Origin of the sequence: Nodosilinea sp. LEGE 07298 (assembly GCF_015207265.1) — a bacterium.
GTDB lineage: Bacteria > Cyanobacteriota > Cyanobacteriia > Phormidesmidales > Phormidesmidaceae > Nodosilinea.
Window position 1 is genome coordinate 1 of sequence record NZ_JADEXE010000058.1, and the last position, 15,894, is coordinate 15,894.

A 15,894-nucleotide genomic window follows, 5' to 3' on the forward strand; every position below is an offset into this window, starting at 1 on the left:
GCCCCTGGTGGCCCCGGTGCCCCCCGTCGACTGGAACGCAGCCCAAGCCCTCAATCTGCCCCTAGTAGCCTGCCCAGAACTCCTGACCCACCCGCCGCCGCAGGCCGTGGTGAGCCTCATGCAGGCGATCGCACTGGCCCCTAGCTAGGGCGAAACAATTAGCCGGTGACGGGGCTTATAGCTGTGGCCAGTCTGGTTAAGACAGGTCTCCTATGAACGTTCAAACGTTTGAACGTTCATAGGGTTTCTGGATGTCCTAACCAACGTGACTATGGCTATAACCACAGTATCTTGCGTGCTATCTGGCATCACCACACCTATGTGAGCCTTGAAATTTGGTCTTGAGGGGGCGATAACGCCCTCTAACGTATAGTGAGGCATCATTCCTAGGTGGAATTTGGGGCATATTAAAATCACTAGCCGTGGGGAACTGAACCCGCATGCCGATGACCTATGCACGATTCTGAGTTCCGTCGTCCTAACCCCATAGTTGCTAATCGTCCGGCTCGGCCTACTTCCACCCCTTCTTCGGTACTGTACTGGCTTACCCTGGCGCTGCTGGGCCAAAATCGCTGGGGTAGTCAGAATGCCCCCCAGACGCCGTTTACAAACCCTGCTGCCCCTCAACGCCTGATCGACGCGATGCCGGGGATTGTGTTTCAGGCTGATGGGGATACTAACGGGTCGATGCGCTACCTCAGCGCTGGGTGCTATCCGCTGACCGGCTACCAGCCGGCGGAGTTGCTTAGCCCTGCTACCGCCGTGTCGTACAACACGATTACCCACCCCGAAGATCTACCCCAGGTGCTGGAGGACATTCAGCGGGCAATTGAATTGGGTCAGGCCTACGAGGTGGAGTACCGCATTCACACCCGCAGTGGTGAAGAGAAATGGGTTTGGGAAAAAGGGTCGCCCATTGTAAATACCGAAGGCGCGATCGTTGGCATTGAAGGCTTTATTACCGACATTACTCCTCTCAAACAGTCGGAGGCGAACCTCCGCCAGGTAGAGCAGGCCCTAGAGGCCCGAGAAGATCTGCTAGAACTGGTGCTCGATAGCATTCCCCAGCCCCTCTTTTGGAAAGATAGCCAGGGCTACTATTTGGGCTGCAACCAGGCCTTTGCTAAGGCTATGGGGCTAGCCGCCCCAGCCGATATTGTGGGGGGCACCGACGACAATCTGCCCTGTCTCAGTGCCCCAGAAGCTACCTACCGTGCGGCCCGCGATCGCCTGGTGATGACCCAGGGCATACCCGACCTCCACGCCATTGAGCCCCAAACTGACCCCAATGGCCAGCAGGGCTGGGTCGACTGTAGCCGCATGCCCATGCGCGACCCTAGTGGTACCGTGATTGGAGTGCTGTGCACCTTTGAGGATGTCACCGAGCAGATTGCTGACCAGCAAATGTTCAAGCGACGAGAGCAGGTTTTAGCCACCCTAGCCGAGATTCAGCGGCAGCTCTTGGCCTGGCAATGGGGCTGGCAGGAGCGCTCCATCACCAAAATTTTTGCCGCCCTAGGCGAATTGTCTGGGGCTAGCCGAGTCTACTACTACGAGCTTAAGGGAAGCTGCGAACCCCAGAGAAACCCGTCGCTTTCACAATCGCTATTCCTGGTGCAGCGGGTGGAGTGGTCGGCACCTGGGGTACCCTCTACCGCCAGCGATCCCCGTTTTCAAACGATGCCAATCGAGCCGCTGTTTACCGACTGGTATGCCAGCTTAGATCAGCAACAGATCATCAACCTGGTGGAGGCCGATTTTTCCGACCTTCAGCGCCAGGTGTTGGCCAGTTCTCCCAGCCACGTTAAATCGCTGCTGCTGCTGCCCCTAGTCATTCAAAACCAGCTGCGAGGGGTAATGGGCTTTAGTAACTGCACCGCCCCCCGCCTCTGGAGTGAAGCCGAAGTTGACCTGCTGCGGGTGGTGACCGCTGACCTGGCCCTGGCCCTGGAGCGAAGGCAGACCGAGCTGTCGCTGATGCGGGCCGAGGCCAAATACCGCAGCATCTTTGAGAACGCTGTAGAAGGCATGTTTCAAAGCACGCCCCAGGGCCAGTATTTGACCGTAAACCCTATGCTGGCAAGGCTCTACGGCTACCATTCGCCCCAAGATCTGACTCAGAATTTGACCGACATCAACCAGCAGCTCTACGTGCAGCCCGATCGCCGCCAGGAGTTTGTCAACCTGATTTGGGCCAATGGGTCGGTGCTGGGGTTTGAATCTGAGGTGTACCGCAAAGACGGTGCCGTGATCTGGATTTCGGAGTCGGCGCGGGCGATCTACGACGATCGCCAGGTGCTAATTGGCTACGAGGGCACTGTCGAAGACATTACCGATCGCAAGCGGGGAGAGGCCGCTATTTTGCGCCGCGACCGCCTGCTGCAGGGGGTAGCCGAGGCCAGCCAATGCCTGCTCACCAGCACCGACGTGCAGCAGGCAATTCCCCAGGTGCTAGCCCGTCTGGGCCAAGCCGCCACCGCCGATCGCGCCTACGTCTACACCCACCATCCCCAATCGGTGTCGGGCGAACCGGCCATGACCCTGCGCTACGAGTGGACGACCCCCACTACCGCCGCTGGCATTGACCAGCCCTACTGGCAAGACCAGAGCTACCGCGCCCTGGGCCTAGAGCGCTGGCTGACTCTCCTGCAGCAGGGCAAATCGATCTGCTCTCTGACTCGCCACATGCCTGCCGCCGAGCAGGCGGTGCTGTTGAGGGACAATATTCTATCCATTTTGATGGTGCCAATTTTTATTGACGCTGAGCTGTGGGGCTACATTGGCTTTGATGCCTGCCAGCAGGAGTGGGAGTGGAGCGCCAGCGACGAGTCGATTTTGGTGGCGGTGGCGGCGAGCCTGGGAGGGGCGCTCAAGCGCCAGCAGACCGAGGCGCAGATGTGCTATCAGGTGTACCACGACACCCTGACAGGGCTGCCCAACCGCGCCTTTTTTGACCAGCATCTGCCCCTGGCGATCGCCCGCACCAGCCAGAGCGAGCAGATGCTAGCGGTCATCTTTCTCGACCTCGACCACTTCAAAACCATCAACGATACCCTCAGCCATGCGGTCGGCGATCTGCTGCTGCAACAGGTGACCCAGCGCATGAGCACGGCCCTACGGACCGAAGACATTGTGGCCCGCTGGGGAGGCGACGAATTTACCCTAATTTTGCCCAACCTGGCCAACCCGAGCGATGCCGCCAAAGTAGCTCAGCGCATTGCCGACCAGCTGACCCCACCCTTTTTGCTGCACAACCACGAGCTGCACGTGACTGCCAGCCTGGGCATTGCCCTGTTTCCCCAAGACGGGCAGGATATGACCACCCTGCTGCAAAACGCCGACGCCGCCATGTACCGAGCCAAGCAGCAGGGTCGCAACAACTACCAGTTTTATACCCAAAGCCTGAGCACCGAGGCCGCTCAGCGGCTCAAGCTAGAGACTTTTTTGCACCATGCCCTGGGCCGCGACGAGTTTGTTCTCTACTACCAGCCCCAGGTAAATGTGGCCACTGGCGAAGTCGTACAAATGGAGGCCCTGCTGCGCTGGCAGCACCCCACCCTGGGGCTGGTAGCTCCCTGCCGGTTTATTCCTTTGGCCGAAGAAAATGGCCTAATCGTCCCCATTGGTGAGTGGGTGATGCGCACCGCCTGCGCCCAGGTGATGGCCTGGCATCGGGCGGGGTTACCCCTGGTAAATCTGGCGGTCAACCTGTCAGCCCGACAGCTGCAGCACCCCAATCTGGTCAACAGCGTAGCTACCGTGCTGAAAGAAACCGGCTTGCCACCCACCCGCCTGGAGCTAGAAATTACCGAAACCGCCGCAATGGCTGATATGGCGGCTTCCATCGAGCGGCTGCAAGACCTGCGCCGACTGGGGGTCAAAATTTCGATGGATGACTTTGGCACCGGCTACTCCTGCCTCAGCCACCTGAAGCAGTTTCCCCTCGACGGCCTCAAGATCGATCGCGCCTTTGTCAAAGACCTGCCTCACAGCCCGGTTGACCAGGCCATGGTCAGCGCCATCATTGCTATGGCCAAGGGGCTTGCGCTCAGCCTGGTAGCTGAGGGGGTAGAAACCACCGCCCAAAGCCTATGTTTGTATGAATTGGGCTGCACCGGCATGCAGGGCTACCTGTTTGGGCGACCCCAACCGCCGGAGACAGCGGCGAGCTATCTGAGCCCTATTCATACCCAGGCCTGGCGACTGGCGTAGGGGCGATCGCGGTATCTAGGCCAGAGCAGCCTTGAGGCGGCGGCAAAAGTCGCCGATGGTTGACAGGGCGGCCTCTGGGGTGTCGGCAGCCAGCCGCTTAACAAAGGCGCTGCCCACAATCACGCCGTCGGCCCCCCAGGCTTTGAGCTGTTGGGCCTGGTCGGGGTCTGAGACGCCAAAGCCCACGCCCACGGGCTTGTCGGTAGTTTGTTTGAGGCCATCGATCAGGTCTTTGACTCGGCTTTGCAGCTCGCTGCGGGTGCCTGTTACGCCGGTCACGCTGACCAGGTACACAAACCCCTGGGCCTGGGCCGCGATCGCCTTAATCCGCTCGGGTGGCGAGGTTGGAGCCACCAGCAGAGTGACATCGATACTCGCAGCTGCGGCCGCCGTCAAAACCGCATCAACTTCTTCTAAAGGCAGGTCGGGTACGACCAGCCCGGCCACCCCCGCCGCTGCCACATCGGCCATAAAGCGATCGATGCCCCGGTTGAGAATGGGGTTGTAGTAGGTAAACAAAATTAGCGGTGCCTGCAGCTGCAGCCCCTTCACCATCGAGAGCACGGCATCGAGGGTGACTCCCTTCTCAAGGGCGCGGGTGGCAGCCGCCTGAATCACCGGGCCGTCGGCCAGGGGGTCAGAGTAGGGCACCCCCAGCTCAATAAAGTCGGCCCCGTTTTGGTCAAGCACCTTCAGCGCCGCTGCCGTCGTTTCTAAATCGGGGTCGCCAGCGGTAATAAAGGGAATCAGGGCACATTCGCCCCGCGCTCGCAGGTCACGGAAGCGATCGGAAACAAGGGCCATAGCGGGGTACCGAAGACTGAATCCAAAAAAATTGGCTAAAGGGCTGGGGTAAGTAACTCACCCAATACAGCACTCTAGGGCAAGAGAGGCACCGCGTCTACGCCGCAGGAATTGTGCTTCAGAGATTGTAGCCCAGCGATTGCGGTTTCGAGATGGGAACCCCTAACGCCGCTACGTCTCCTTCTCCCGATCCAGCTTTTCTTGCAGGGCGGCCAGCTGCTCTGGGCTCAGCTCGTCGAGCCGACGCTGGAGTACCGCCGATTCGTAGTCATCCATTTGCTGGTTGAGGGTCATGTTGCGGGTAACCACCCGCAGCAGGTAGCTGGCCAACCAGGCCACGACACCGCCCACCATGACCGCCTGGCTCCAAATACCAGCGGAGATGCCGTCGAGGCCAAACAGCCGAAAGCCCACAAACAGCCCACCCCCGGCCAGAAAAACACCGAGTCCAATTGCAATTACGTCAATGCGTCGCATGCTCGCTAGGCCTTAATGTCGCGAGGCTGGGGACGGAAATTTAGAAAGGGACTGAACAGCAGCATACCGGGGAAAAAGACAAATACCAGCCCGTACAGCAGGGTGCGCTCGATGGACCCTGCAATGTACCAGCGCCGCCGCACATAAAAGAGTAGAGCCAGGGGCACCACTAGCAAATAAACTCCGGCGATGCCAGCGTACAGCCCCGCCGTCAACAAAAAGTCGTTCGATAGTGACGATAGTGCCGTTGGTATGGTCATGGTGAATATCCGCTAACCCAACTGAATGTAATGGTTGCCAAGGGTGGGATGACTGGAACCCCGTCACCCCCAAATCATAGGGCTTCTAAAGCCGCATCTGAAGTCATTGTATAAGGGTTCATGGCAAAGGAGAACGGACAAAGCAGACATGCCCTTAGCCAAGTCCCTAGCCCCCCGCCGCCTCAACAGCCAGGATGGCGCGATCGCCCGTGGTCAGTACGCCCGGCCGCAGAACCCGTGCGTACAGCCGACTGCTGCCGGGGTAGTGGGTTTGGTTAATGCGGCTGTAGCGGCGATCGCTAAACCAGCGCATGATGGTGCGGCAGGGTGGAGCGTAGTCGGTAATTTCAACCCGCACCTGTTCCCCAAGCTGAATCTGTCTGCCTGGCCCCAGATCCGCCCAGTTTAGCCCGGCCAGGGTGAGGTTTTCGCCTGCGCTGCCGGGGCCGATGGAGTGACCTTCTGCCCGCAGGGTTTCGATCACCTCTAGCGACCACAGGCACAGAGCGCGATCGGGGCCGCCGTGAAATTTAAGATCGCGCTGTTGGTCGCCGTCGAGCCCAGCGGCGGTAACTTGGGCGGTAACGACGGCTAGCTTCGGTACCCCGCCAGGCGAAATATTGATCTGCGCAATTCGACCCGTGTAGGTCATAACGTTATGCCTCAGCGTTGACGATTGGATTTCGGCCCGATAGGGGTTTGAGCCTGACGTTAGCAAAGCATAGCGAGAGCTGCTCTTATGAATTCCATATAACCTCTGTGATAGTTTCTAGCTCAATTTGCGATCGCCCAGGCTCTAGATTGCATCGGTAGATCTAGCCCTAGCCATCACGAGGTGCATTGAGTAAATCCGGACCAATTAAAAAACTTAATAGAGAATTTGTGAGTATTTACGGATGCGCTTGGTATGATTTGGCGAGTTTGACGACGCAAGATATTTCTTTTGGTCGTTGACGCAGGGGCTTAAAGCCCTCCAGGAGTGGATCGAAGGCACAGGTGGGTTAAGCCCAACCGGGGTGTCAGTGGTGTGAAGAGTAGTCTCAGAGGGGTAGTGTGAGACGTAATCAGAGACAACTGTACCGGGGGCTGCTGTTCTTGCTGACCCTGGTCCTTAGCTATTGCTTGAGCCATATTGGGCCACCGTCAACGGTGGCGCAGGCTCAGAGCCGAGTATTTGTTAACCAGGCAGCGGCCCAGTTTGACGGCCCTGCGGGGCCAGTGACTGTAACCTCCAACGAAACCCGCGTTGGCGAAAACATTGTGCCTCTGAGCATTGTAAAGACTGCCGATCGCGCCGCAGCGGAGCCTGGGGATGTGGTGGTTTACCGGCTGCTGGTTACCAACCCCTCAAGTCGAGCGGCTAACCCACTGACGATTACTGACCAGCTACCTCGGGGCCTGATCTATGTGCCTAACTCGGTGCAAACCACGCCCCTACAGCCCACGCAGCAAGTGATCACCGACAGCAGCCTGACGCTGACTTTCCCGTCACTTGAGCCGGGTGCGTCGGTCTCGATCGCCTATGGCGTGCTGATTACCCCCGATGCTGTGCGTGGCGATGGGCGCAACGTGGCCCAGGCCTCTGCCCCAGGGTTTTCTCCGGTGTCGGCACCGTTCCAGCTGACGATTCGCCCCGGCATTGTGGCCGACTGCGGCACGATTTTAGGCCGAGTGTTTGTGGATAAGAACTTTGATGGGCAGCAGCAGCCCGGTGAGCCTGGGGTACCCAACGCCGTCATCTTTATGGACGATGGCAACCGGATTTTGACCGACCCAGACGGGCTGTTTTCGCTGGCCAATGTGCTGCCAGGCTACCGGGTTGGCACTCTCGACTTGTACAGCCTGCCGGGCTATACGTTGGCTCCTAACCTCTACCGGATTGAAGACAACAGCGCCTCTCGCTTTGTGCGCCTGTCGCCGGGTGGTCTGGGCCGTATGAACTTTGCCGTTACACCAACCTTTGGGGAGGAGCAGTCATGATGCCTCTGGCTTCTCGTTCACTGGCTTCTCGTTCGCTGGGGTTGGGCTTGTTAACAACCCTGGCCGGATCGTTTGGGCTGCTGCTACCCGGCCATGCTGCCCCCGAGGCCCTAGGTACAGCGGCAGATTTGGATGTCTCTGGAGGCGCGGCGGTGGAAGCCGTGGTTGCCCCCCCTGTCATCGAGACGTCTAACCTGGAAAGTCTCACCCCGGTAAGCCCCACGATTGAAGTGGTTCCCGGCGAACCCCTGGAGCTGACCCTGCCTGGGCCAGCAGTGAGCGTTCCAGCGGCACCCGCGATCGCAGCACAACCTTGGGCCGACCCAGAAACCGCGATCGCGGCGGCTACCGTGTTGCCCCAGGGACAGCTCCCCGCAGTGGTGGAGGCTGGACCCGGCGGAGCGGTACCTTTAGCCAACCGGCGCGAAAACGCTGAGCTTTTTGACTTTCGCTTTGGTCGCGATCGACTGCCGCTCAACCCTCCCTCTACCTATCCTTTGCTGCCAGTGGGGCCGGGGGGCGAGGCAATTTACAATCTCACCCTAGCTCCCGAGCGCGATACTCAAATTCCGGCCAATGGGCGATCGACGCTCACCCTGGTGGGCGCTGTCACGACAGATCAGGGCAATCCCCTTGAGACTGACGTAGTCGTAACGCTGACCAGCGATGCTGGGGAGTTTGTTGGGGCCGACTATGACAGCGATCGCGGCGGGTTTCAGGTACTGGCTCGGCTAGGGCAGTTTGAGGCGGAGCTGCGATCGCCCCTCGATGCTCAGCCAGCAACGGTGCGGGCCTTTGTCAGTGCCCAGACCCTGCGGGACGTTGATCCTAGCCTGGCGCAAGACTACCCCGCTCTAGAAGCCACCACCCAGGTGAGCTTCTACACCGATTTGCGCCCCACCATTATTTCTGGGGTCGTCGATTTTCGCGTGGGCCGAGGCGGCACCAACTTTTTGGGCAGCTTCAGAGACTTTCTCAACCCCGACTCCCTCAACGATGATGTGGAGGTGAGCTTTACCACGGGGCTGTTTGCCACCGGGGCTGTGGGCGACTGGTTATTTACCGGAGCCTACAACAACACACGCGGCCTCAACGATCGCTGCGATGGCAGCAGCCTCTACCGCGATGTGCAGGCCTGCGACCAGACCTATCCAGTCTATGGCGACAGCTCCACCACCGACTTTCTCACTCCCTCCATTGATAGCCTGTACCTGCGGTTTCAGCGCGACTCACTGGTGCCCGATGCTGAGCCAGACTACGCCATGTGGGGCGACTACGGTACCCAGGAGTTTGCTGGCGAGTCACAGCAGTTTACGGCTACGGTGCGAGAGCTGCACGGCTTTAAGGGTAACTACACCTTTGGTAACGGCCTGCAGTTGACCGCCATGTACGCCGACAATGTGCGGCCCTTTCAGCGGGACACCATTGCCCCCGACGGCACCAGCGGCTACTACTTTTTGTCGCGGCGGCTAATTTTGCGGGGTAGTGAGAATGTGTTCATTGAGGCCGAGGAGTTTAACCGCCCCGGCACCGTGCTTGAGCGCACGCCGTTGTATCGCGGCGTCGATTACACCATCGACTACGATCGCGGCACGCTGCTGTTCGATCAACGGATTAGCGCCGTCGATCTCAACCCCCTGGGCGTGACTCTGGTGCGCCGCATTGTAGTGACTTACCAGGTTGAAGATGCCTCCGTGCGGGGCAATCTCTACGCCGGACGCCTGCAGTACCGCCCCAACGGCGACGACAGCGGTGTCATTGGAGCCACCCTGCTCAGCGAAGACCAGGGTGCCCAAGACTTTACCCTCTACGGGGTTGACGCGCTCTTTCCCCTGGGTGAACAGGGCCTGATCTCAGGGGAATTTGCGCGATCGACCTTCAACGCTGGAGCCACCAACAACCAGGGCAATGCCTACCGCATCGAGCTGAGCGGGACTCCCTTTGAAGGGGTCACAGGACAAGCCTTCTACCGTTCTACCGACAGCGGCTTTAACAATACCGCCACCACTACCTTTCGCCCCGGACAAACGCGCTGGGGTGGCCAGGTGCTAGCCCAGGTCGGGGCTCAAACCCGAATTCGCGCCGTGGTGGATCAAGAGCGCAATGTCGGCACAGCCACCGCTATTCAAACCTCTGCTGCCGGTCTACTGCGGCCGGGTCAAAGCGCTATCCAGGGCGGGCAGGTAGACAACACCCTAACCGAACTGCGGGCCGGTATTGTGCAACAGTTTGGCACGGCCACCCTGGGCATTGACTTCGTTAACCGCAACCGCAACGATCGCATTGCCAATACCTCCACCAGCGCCAACCAGCTGGTGTCACGGCTAAACCTGCCGCTCACCGAGACCCTTAGCGCCCTAGCCCAGAGCGAGCTAAACCTGGGTACCACCGACCCCCTTTATCCCACCCGCAATACGGTCGGCCTGGAGTGGGCGGTGCAGCCTGGGGTAAGTTTGCGGCTGGCCCAGCAGTTTTTGTCGGGGGGCAACGGGCCGGGGTCGATTACCAGCCTCGACACCCTAGTCGACTACGATCTCGACGAGAATACTACGCTTACCAACCGCTACTCGCTGCTAGGGGGTTACAACGGCATTACCGGCCAGGGGGCGATCGGTCTTAATCACCGTCTAGTGCTGGCCCCTGGGCTGCGGGCCACCTTTGGCTTCGAGCGCATTTTTGGCGATGGCTTTAATCTCACCGGGGCGGGCCAGCAGTTTGCCCAGCCCTTCGCTGTCGGACAGGGGGGATCGTCGGCCCTGGGGCTGCTGGCCTCTACTGTCTACTCGGTGGGGCTAGAGTACACCGACAACCCCGATTGGCAGGCCAGCGGCCGCTTTGAGTATCGCGATTCGCCGGGGTCGAGCAATATTGTGCTGGGTGCCGCCGCTGCTGGCAAGATTACCGACTCGCTCACCGGTCTGGCCCGGTTTGACCTGGCTAATTTTGCCAACCAAACCATTACCGATGCCTTGGGCAACTCCAGCAGCCTCCGCCTGGGGTTGGCCTACCGCAACCCCATTAGCGACCAGTTCAACGGCCTGCTCAGCTACGAGTATCGCCGCAACCCCGGCAGCACCCCCGACACAATTTTGCAGGGCACCAGCTCTGAGGCCCAGGACCACACCCTGGCGCTGGAGGGTATTTATGCTCCTTCCTACCGATGGGAATTTTACGGCAAGTACGGCCTGCGCTATAGCACGGCCAACCTGGCCGAAAACTTCGGCTTCTCCAATAGCATTCACCTGGCTCAGGCGCGGGCGACCTATCGGTTTGCCTACCGCTGGGATGTCGGGGCTGAGGTGCGCTGGCTGGGGCAGCCCGCCGTGGGCTACAACGAAACCGGCTTTGCCCTGGAGGCGGGCTATTATCTCACCCCTGATGTGCGGCTGGGGCTGGGCTACAGCTTTGGCGGTGCCAACGACGGTTCGTTTGTGGGCGGCGGCGGCTACCGATCGGCTAGCGGCCCTTACTTCGGCATTACCGCTAAAGTCAACCAGTTGTTTAACGGCTTTGGGGTACAGCCGGTGTCGCCGCCCCAGCAGCAAGACTCTTACGTAGACGAGGCAACCCTGCCCGATATCCCCGCAGCCGGGGTGGCCCAGCCCGGTGTGACGCCTGAGGTGCCCGAGGCCGACGTGACAGACAGTGCCCCAGGAGGTGAGGAATGAAACAGCAGTGGTGGATAGGATATGGCGCTGTCGCCCTGACTGTAACGGGGCTGGCCCTGACGGTGACCCCCGCAGCTGGACAGTCGGCGCTGGCGGGCTACAGCTTGCGGGTAACCAGCGCGGACGATGGGCCAGTACAGCCCGACGAGGGGCTGACGCTGCGGGAAGCCGTGGAGCTGGCCAACGGCACTCTGACTCCTGAGCAGCTGAGCGAGGCGGAGCAGGCCTTTGTGCAGCCCCTGCCCACTGGGCAGGGATCGCAGATTGACTTTGATTTGCCCATGGGTCAGACCACTATTGCCCTGGTGGACTTACTGCCGGAAATTACCGCCCCAGAGCTGGTGATCGACGGCACCACCCAGGCGGGCTACGACGCCAGTGCCGGACTGGATCCTAAATTTCCGCCTGCGCCCGTGGTCAGCCTGACGGTGGCCGAGGGCAGCGAAGTGGCTCGCGGCCTGACCATTGCCGCCGATGGCGTAACGGTGCGAGGGCTGAGCCTCTATGGGTTTCGCACCAGCGATCGCGCTACCCAGACCACGCCGCCCGCCGATATTTTTATTAGCGCCCTGGCCCCGCCGGTCGACGCTAGCCCCCTCAGCCCGGCTCTGGATCTATTTCGTCTAGATCAGCCCGAGGCGCAGCCTCGGGGGGTGGTGATTGAGCAAAACTGGCTGGGGTTACCCCCCAATGGCGAGTTTCCGGTGGTGCCGTCGGCTTTTGGGGTCAACGTTTTTAACGCGGTAGAGACCACCATTCGCAACAACCGGATTCAAAACCACGACGGCAGCGCCATCATTACCGGCTTTCGGGCCGATGGGCTGCAGGTGAGCGAAAACGCCATCATTGGCAACGGTCTGGCCGGTATGCCCGACGCCATTCGCCTGGAGGGTGCGATCGCCGGTAGCGCCATTACCGACAACCTAATCTGCGCCAACGACGGCAGCGGCATCTACTTATTTAAGCCGGAGGGGGCCACCCAGATCTCAGGTAACGCCATTCAGTACAACGGGCGACGGTTTGAGCGCGCTGCCGTGTACCTGATGGGCAACGATCATCAGCTCAGCGATAACTTCATTGGCTATCAGCCAGGGCCAGGGGTCGCGGTGACCGCCTACCCGCTCAGCCTGCGCAACCAAATTCGCGGCAATCGCTATGCCGGGCTAGACGGGCTCAGTATTGACCTCAACACCCAGGGCAATACCGGTGTGCAGGACTTTCAAAAAGGGGATGGCCCCAACCCGCCCCGCAACTCCTACCATCGCCGTCGCGAGACCGGCAACGCGGCCATCAACTCCCCCCAGTTTGACGACTATAGCTTTGTTAGTGGAGCCGCCGAGGTGACCCTAACGGGTACGGCTGACCCCGGCACCGAGGTGGACCTCTACCGGGTCGCCGAGGATGGCTTCCCCTACAGCCCCCTGAGCGAGCCCCTCGGCACCGTGACCGCCAGCCCTGAGGGCACCTTTAGCGCCAGTCTGGCCCTGCCGCCAGGCACAAGGGTGAGCGCGATCGCCTCTGACCCTGAGTGGGGCACCTCAGAACCGGCCCCTGTCGCTGCCGTGCTGGCCGCCGATGGCACCCTACCCGAGCTGCCCGCCACGCCGGTCGATCTACCTAACTGCGCCGCGCCCGTGCCGCCTCCAGAGCCGGTTGAGCCGCCGCCGCCCCTAGAACCGCTGGTGTTGACCGTACCCCGCAATATTCACTTTGCCCTCGATCGCTCAGATATTAGCCCCGAGAGCGCGGTAATACTCGATCAGATCGCTGAGGTCATGCTGGAGTATCCCTTCCTGACGGTGGAACTGCACGGCCACACCGACCCCCGCGCCAGCGCCGCCTACAACTTGGCCCTGAGCGAGCGCCGCTCCCTCGCCGCCCGCAACTATCTCATTCAGGAGGGTGTGCCCCCAGAGCGAATGCGGATTGTGCCCTTTGGTGAGACCCAGCGGCGCAGCGAGGGCAGCGGCCGAGTTGAGTACGCCCGCGATCGCCGGGTAGAGTTTGTCTTTACCGACGTGCGAGGCCTCGACATTATCTTTGTTGACCAGGAGGCTGACCTTCAGCTTGAGTAAGGCTGTGGCGTTTCCTCAGCCATCACGTTTTGTCGTCCTGATTGAGTTACCACTCCCAATGTCTGCCATGTGTTCGTCTTCTATACCGGATCGCCAGGAAAGCTCCTTTGTGCGCCGTGGTCCCCGCTGGTGCTGGGGGCGTTGGGTGAGCGGTTTGGCGATCGTTTTGCTGGGGCTGGTGGTGGGGCCGAGTCCGGCTGTGGCCCAGCTGGCACCCTTTGCCAGCGTCACGGAGATCATTGCTCCCCCCGAGACTCCAGCAACCACCACCACCTACCTCAATGCCCCCTACGCCGACCCTTGCGATGCTACCGCTGCCACGGGCTTTGAGAACTGTACCGCGCCGGGGGGGGTCAACCTCACCTTTGGGGGTGGAGAAGCGCGTATCCTACAGGCAGTGGTTGCCGCAGGCGATCGCTTTGAGCCGGCCATCGATTTACTGCCTCCAGCGGGTTTGCCCCAGCGTATTGTGTTTCGCCGCGTCGGTCCCCCACTGGGCAGAGTTCCTGGTCAGGAAAGATTTCAGCTGTTCTATGAGTCGGTGCTGGTAGACGTCGACCTCGCTGCCAATGCCACCGATACCATCATTCTGGGTCCTAGTGAAATAAATAGCGTTGAGGCAGCGCTCCTCAGCCGGTCCATCAACCGAGGCATCGACAACGTCTTTAACAACGTCTCTATCTCGGTCAATAACCAGGACACCCGCAACAATATTGAGCGCATTGACTATCTGATTGGCAATCCTGGGGTACAGCTAGCGGCAGCAGACGTGGGGAATGTCGGGTTTTTAATTGACGAGCGGGGCGGCAACGACCCCTTTGGCATTGCGGCCGTTACGGCTATTGATCCGGTAACGGGCGACCCTACTGCCTACGGCCCGCTGGTGCAGGTACCTGCCAATGCCTGGGGGGGCAGTGGCAACATCGGCGTCGAACTTACATCGGCGGTACTGCGGCGAGATCAGGATCCCCTGGTGCCTCCTCCTGTTCCTCCTGTTCCTGACTTTCTGCCGTCGCACCCGGTTCCTCTCCAGAGCGTACGCGGTATTTTCTTTCCCATTAACTCGCTGCTGCCAGATCCTCAGAGCACTCAGCCATTCTTTGGTTACTCGCTGTTTGCCGCCGATGTTCCTGCGGGTGCAAACCTGGTCAACTTTGTAGCCTTTCCCACAGATACCATTGGCCTTGCAGAGGCTAATAACGGTGCTCCCGCTCCCGGTGGCCTGGATCTGGTGGCCGGGGGCTTTGGCTTGATTCGTCGCGTAACGACAGTGCCTCCAGCTGGTAACCTATCGCTGGTGAAGCGGATTACTAACCTGTTTGGCCCCGCTAACCTGCCCAACTTTGCTCAGGTGGTGGGCGACGGTGCAGGCCTAACGCTGCTGCAAAACAACGGCCTAGGTCAGGGTATTGACGTTATTGATGACCCCTCGGTACAAACCAGCGACGGTATTGAGTACACCATTTACTTCGCCAACTCTGGAGTCGGGGACGCCAACAACGTAGTGCTGTGCGATCAAATTCCGATTGGCACTACCTTCAACCCCAACAGCTTTGGCACTGGTGAAGGCATTCAGGCGATCGCATCTTCGGCCCCCGCTGGCCCCGTGGTCAACTACACCAATGCCAATGACGGTGACCCCGGCCAGTTCATTGCACCTGGGGCGGCATTGCCACCGTTCTGCGGCGTCAACCAGGGCAATGGAGCTGTCGTAGTCAATGCGGGCACCGTGGGTAGCAACCAGGTGGGGCTAATTCGGTTTAGAACTACCGTCGATTAGGCCATTTTTCGTCGGGCCACTAAACTCTTTTCTGGGCGGCTGGTCAACTGGGCCAGCCGTTTTAGTATCAGCATCAGGTCGTGGGCCAGCAGGGGCTGGGTCGCTGGAGTGAGCGGCGGAATGTGCACAAAGAGGGCTTGTGTTGGCCAGCGGTATTGCGCGATCGCCCCCAGCAGTTGGTAATACAAGTGGTTGCAGACGTAGGTACCCGCACAATCGCTAGTGTCCGTCAGATGGGTGCCCGCCATCAATTTCTCCAGCGGCAGCGCGGTCTTCAGAGCCAGGTCATTTCCTTTGCCGTAGCGCTCCAGGTGCAAATGGCTGCGCCCCTCGGCCATACCGCAGCACACCACCACTGGCGACTGAAGTTCGACCAGCTTGGCTATCACGCGAATCGGGGCCAGCTCAAAACTGACGGGAATGTGACGCAGCACGGTCGTACCGAGGGGAATCTGCTGGCACTGTTGCAAATGAGCCACCAGATCGTCGGCGGCATTGGAGGGCTGATGGGCACGCCAGGGAGCGAAGGTGGTCAGGAGCATGGTGAGTAGGTGCGTGGGTGAGGATGGGAGGGGTGGGTCCCTGAGTGGAGTCAAAGGGATGGAAAGTAAGGATCGGTCCCTGAGCGGAATTGAAGG

At 60.1% G+C, this 15,894-nt stretch carries 10 protein-coding genes; 5 read left to right on the plus strand and 5 right to left on the minus strand.

The features are described from left to right. The first annotated feature begins 453 nt into the window (after positions 1–453). Entirely contained in the window at positions 454–4,212 is a 3,759-nt protein-coding gene (locus IQ273_RS10420) for an EAL domain-containing protein (protein ID WP_194023103.1), read from the plus strand. Between the two features lie 15 nt (positions 4,213–4,227). On the opposite strand, the gene trpA is transcribed toward IQ273_RS10420, so the two are convergent. The 4 genes from trpA to IQ273_RS10440 form a co-directional block, all read right to left on the minus strand. Further along, entirely contained in the window at positions 4,228–5,016 is a 789-nt protein-coding gene (trpA, locus tag IQ273_RS10425; RefSeq protein WP_194023104.1) for a tryptophan synthase subunit alpha, read from the minus strand. A 171-nt stretch (positions 5,017–5,187) separates the two neighbouring features. After that, a complete protein-coding gene (locus IQ273_RS10430) occupies positions 5,188–5,493 on the minus strand; it encodes a DUF3007 family protein (RefSeq protein ID WP_194023105.1) in 306 nt (101 codons plus the stop codon). Between the two features lie 5 nt (positions 5,494–5,498). Next, positions 5,499–5,753 carry an NAD(P)H-quinone oxidoreductase subunit L gene (gene ndhL, locus IQ273_RS10435; protein ID WP_194023106.1) on the minus strand — a complete coding sequence of 85 codons (255 nt, stop codon included), beginning with the start codon at positions 5,751–5,753 and terminating at the stop codon, positions 5,499–5,501. Positions 5,754–5,919: 166 nt separating this feature from the next. After that, positions 5,920–6,405 (minus strand): MOSC domain-containing protein, encoded by a 486-nt coding sequence (locus IQ273_RS10440; RefSeq protein WP_194023107.1) that lies wholly within the window; start codon positions 6,403–6,405, stop codon positions 5,920–5,922. Between the two features lie 401 nt (positions 6,406–6,806). On the opposite strand from IQ273_RS10440, the gene IQ273_RS10445 reads away from it, so the two are divergent. From IQ273_RS10445 to IQ273_RS10460, 4 genes are all read left to right on the plus strand, one after another. Further along, the gene (locus IQ273_RS10445) at positions 6,807–7,733 is read left to right on the plus strand and encodes a hypothetical protein (RefSeq protein ID WP_313898070.1); all 927 of its coding nucleotides are present in this window, start codon (positions 6,807–6,809) and stop codon (positions 7,731–7,733) included. Further along, complete coding sequence (locus IQ273_RS10450) at positions 7,733–11,401, plus strand: TonB-dependent receptor (RefSeq protein WP_228052748.1); 3,669 nt, start codon at positions 7,733–7,735, stop codon at positions 11,399–11,401. The genes IQ273_RS10445 and IQ273_RS10450 overlap by 1 nt, the downstream gene beginning before the upstream one ends. Continuing rightward, a complete protein-coding gene (locus IQ273_RS10455) occupies positions 11,398–13,476 on the plus strand; it encodes an OmpA family protein (RefSeq protein ID WP_194023109.1) in 2,079 nt (692 codons plus the stop codon). The genes IQ273_RS10450 and IQ273_RS10455 overlap by 4 nt, the downstream gene beginning before the upstream one ends. Before the next feature lie 67 nt (positions 13,477–13,543). Next, positions 13,544–15,256: a DUF11 domain-containing protein gene (locus IQ273_RS10460; protein ID WP_194023110.1), complete on the plus strand. Its 1,713-nt coding sequence runs from the start codon at positions 13,544–13,546 to the stop codon at positions 15,254–15,256. On the opposite strand, the gene IQ273_RS10465 is transcribed toward IQ273_RS10460, so the two are convergent. Next, positions 15,253–15,798: a peptidase C15 gene (locus IQ273_RS10465; protein ID WP_194023111.1), complete on the minus strand. Its 546-nt coding sequence runs from the start codon at positions 15,796–15,798 to the stop codon at positions 15,253–15,255. The genes IQ273_RS10460 and IQ273_RS10465 overlap by 4 nt on opposite strands. Positions 15,799–15,894 lie beyond the last annotated feature (96 nt).

Coding starts and splice junctions, on each gene's coding strand:
- IQ273_RS10440 (WP_194023107.1), bottom strand. CDS start 6,405: ATGACCTACACGGGTCGAATTGCGCAGATCAATATTTCGCCTGGCGGG.
- IQ273_RS10450 (WP_228052748.1), top strand. CDS start 7,733: ATGCCTCTGGCTTCTCGTTCACTGGCTTCTCGTTCGCTGGGGTTGGGC.
- IQ273_RS10430 (WP_194023105.1), bottom strand. CDS start 5,493: ATGCGACGCATTGACGTAATTGCAATTGGACTCGGTGTTTTTCTGGCC.
- trpA (WP_194023104.1), bottom strand. CDS start 5,016: ATGGCCCTTGTTTCCGATCGCTTCCGTGACCTGCGAGCGCGGGGCGAA.
- IQ273_RS10420 (WP_194023103.1), top strand. CDS start 454: ATGCACGATTCTGAGTTCCGTCGTCCTAACCCCATAGTTGCTAATCGT.
- IQ273_RS10455 (WP_194023109.1), top strand. CDS start 11,398: ATGAAACAGCAGTGGTGGATAGGATATGGCGCTGTCGCCCTGACTGTA.
- ndhL (WP_194023106.1), bottom strand. CDS start 5,753: ATGACCATACCAACGGCACTATCGTCACTATCGAACGACTTTTTGTTG.
- IQ273_RS10465 (WP_194023111.1), bottom strand. CDS start 15,798: ATGCTCCTGACCACCTTCGCTCCCTGGCGTGCCCATCAGCCCTCCAAT.
- IQ273_RS10460 (WP_194023110.1), top strand. CDS start 13,544: ATGTGTTCGTCTTCTATACCGGATCGCCAGGAAAGCTCCTTTGTGCGC.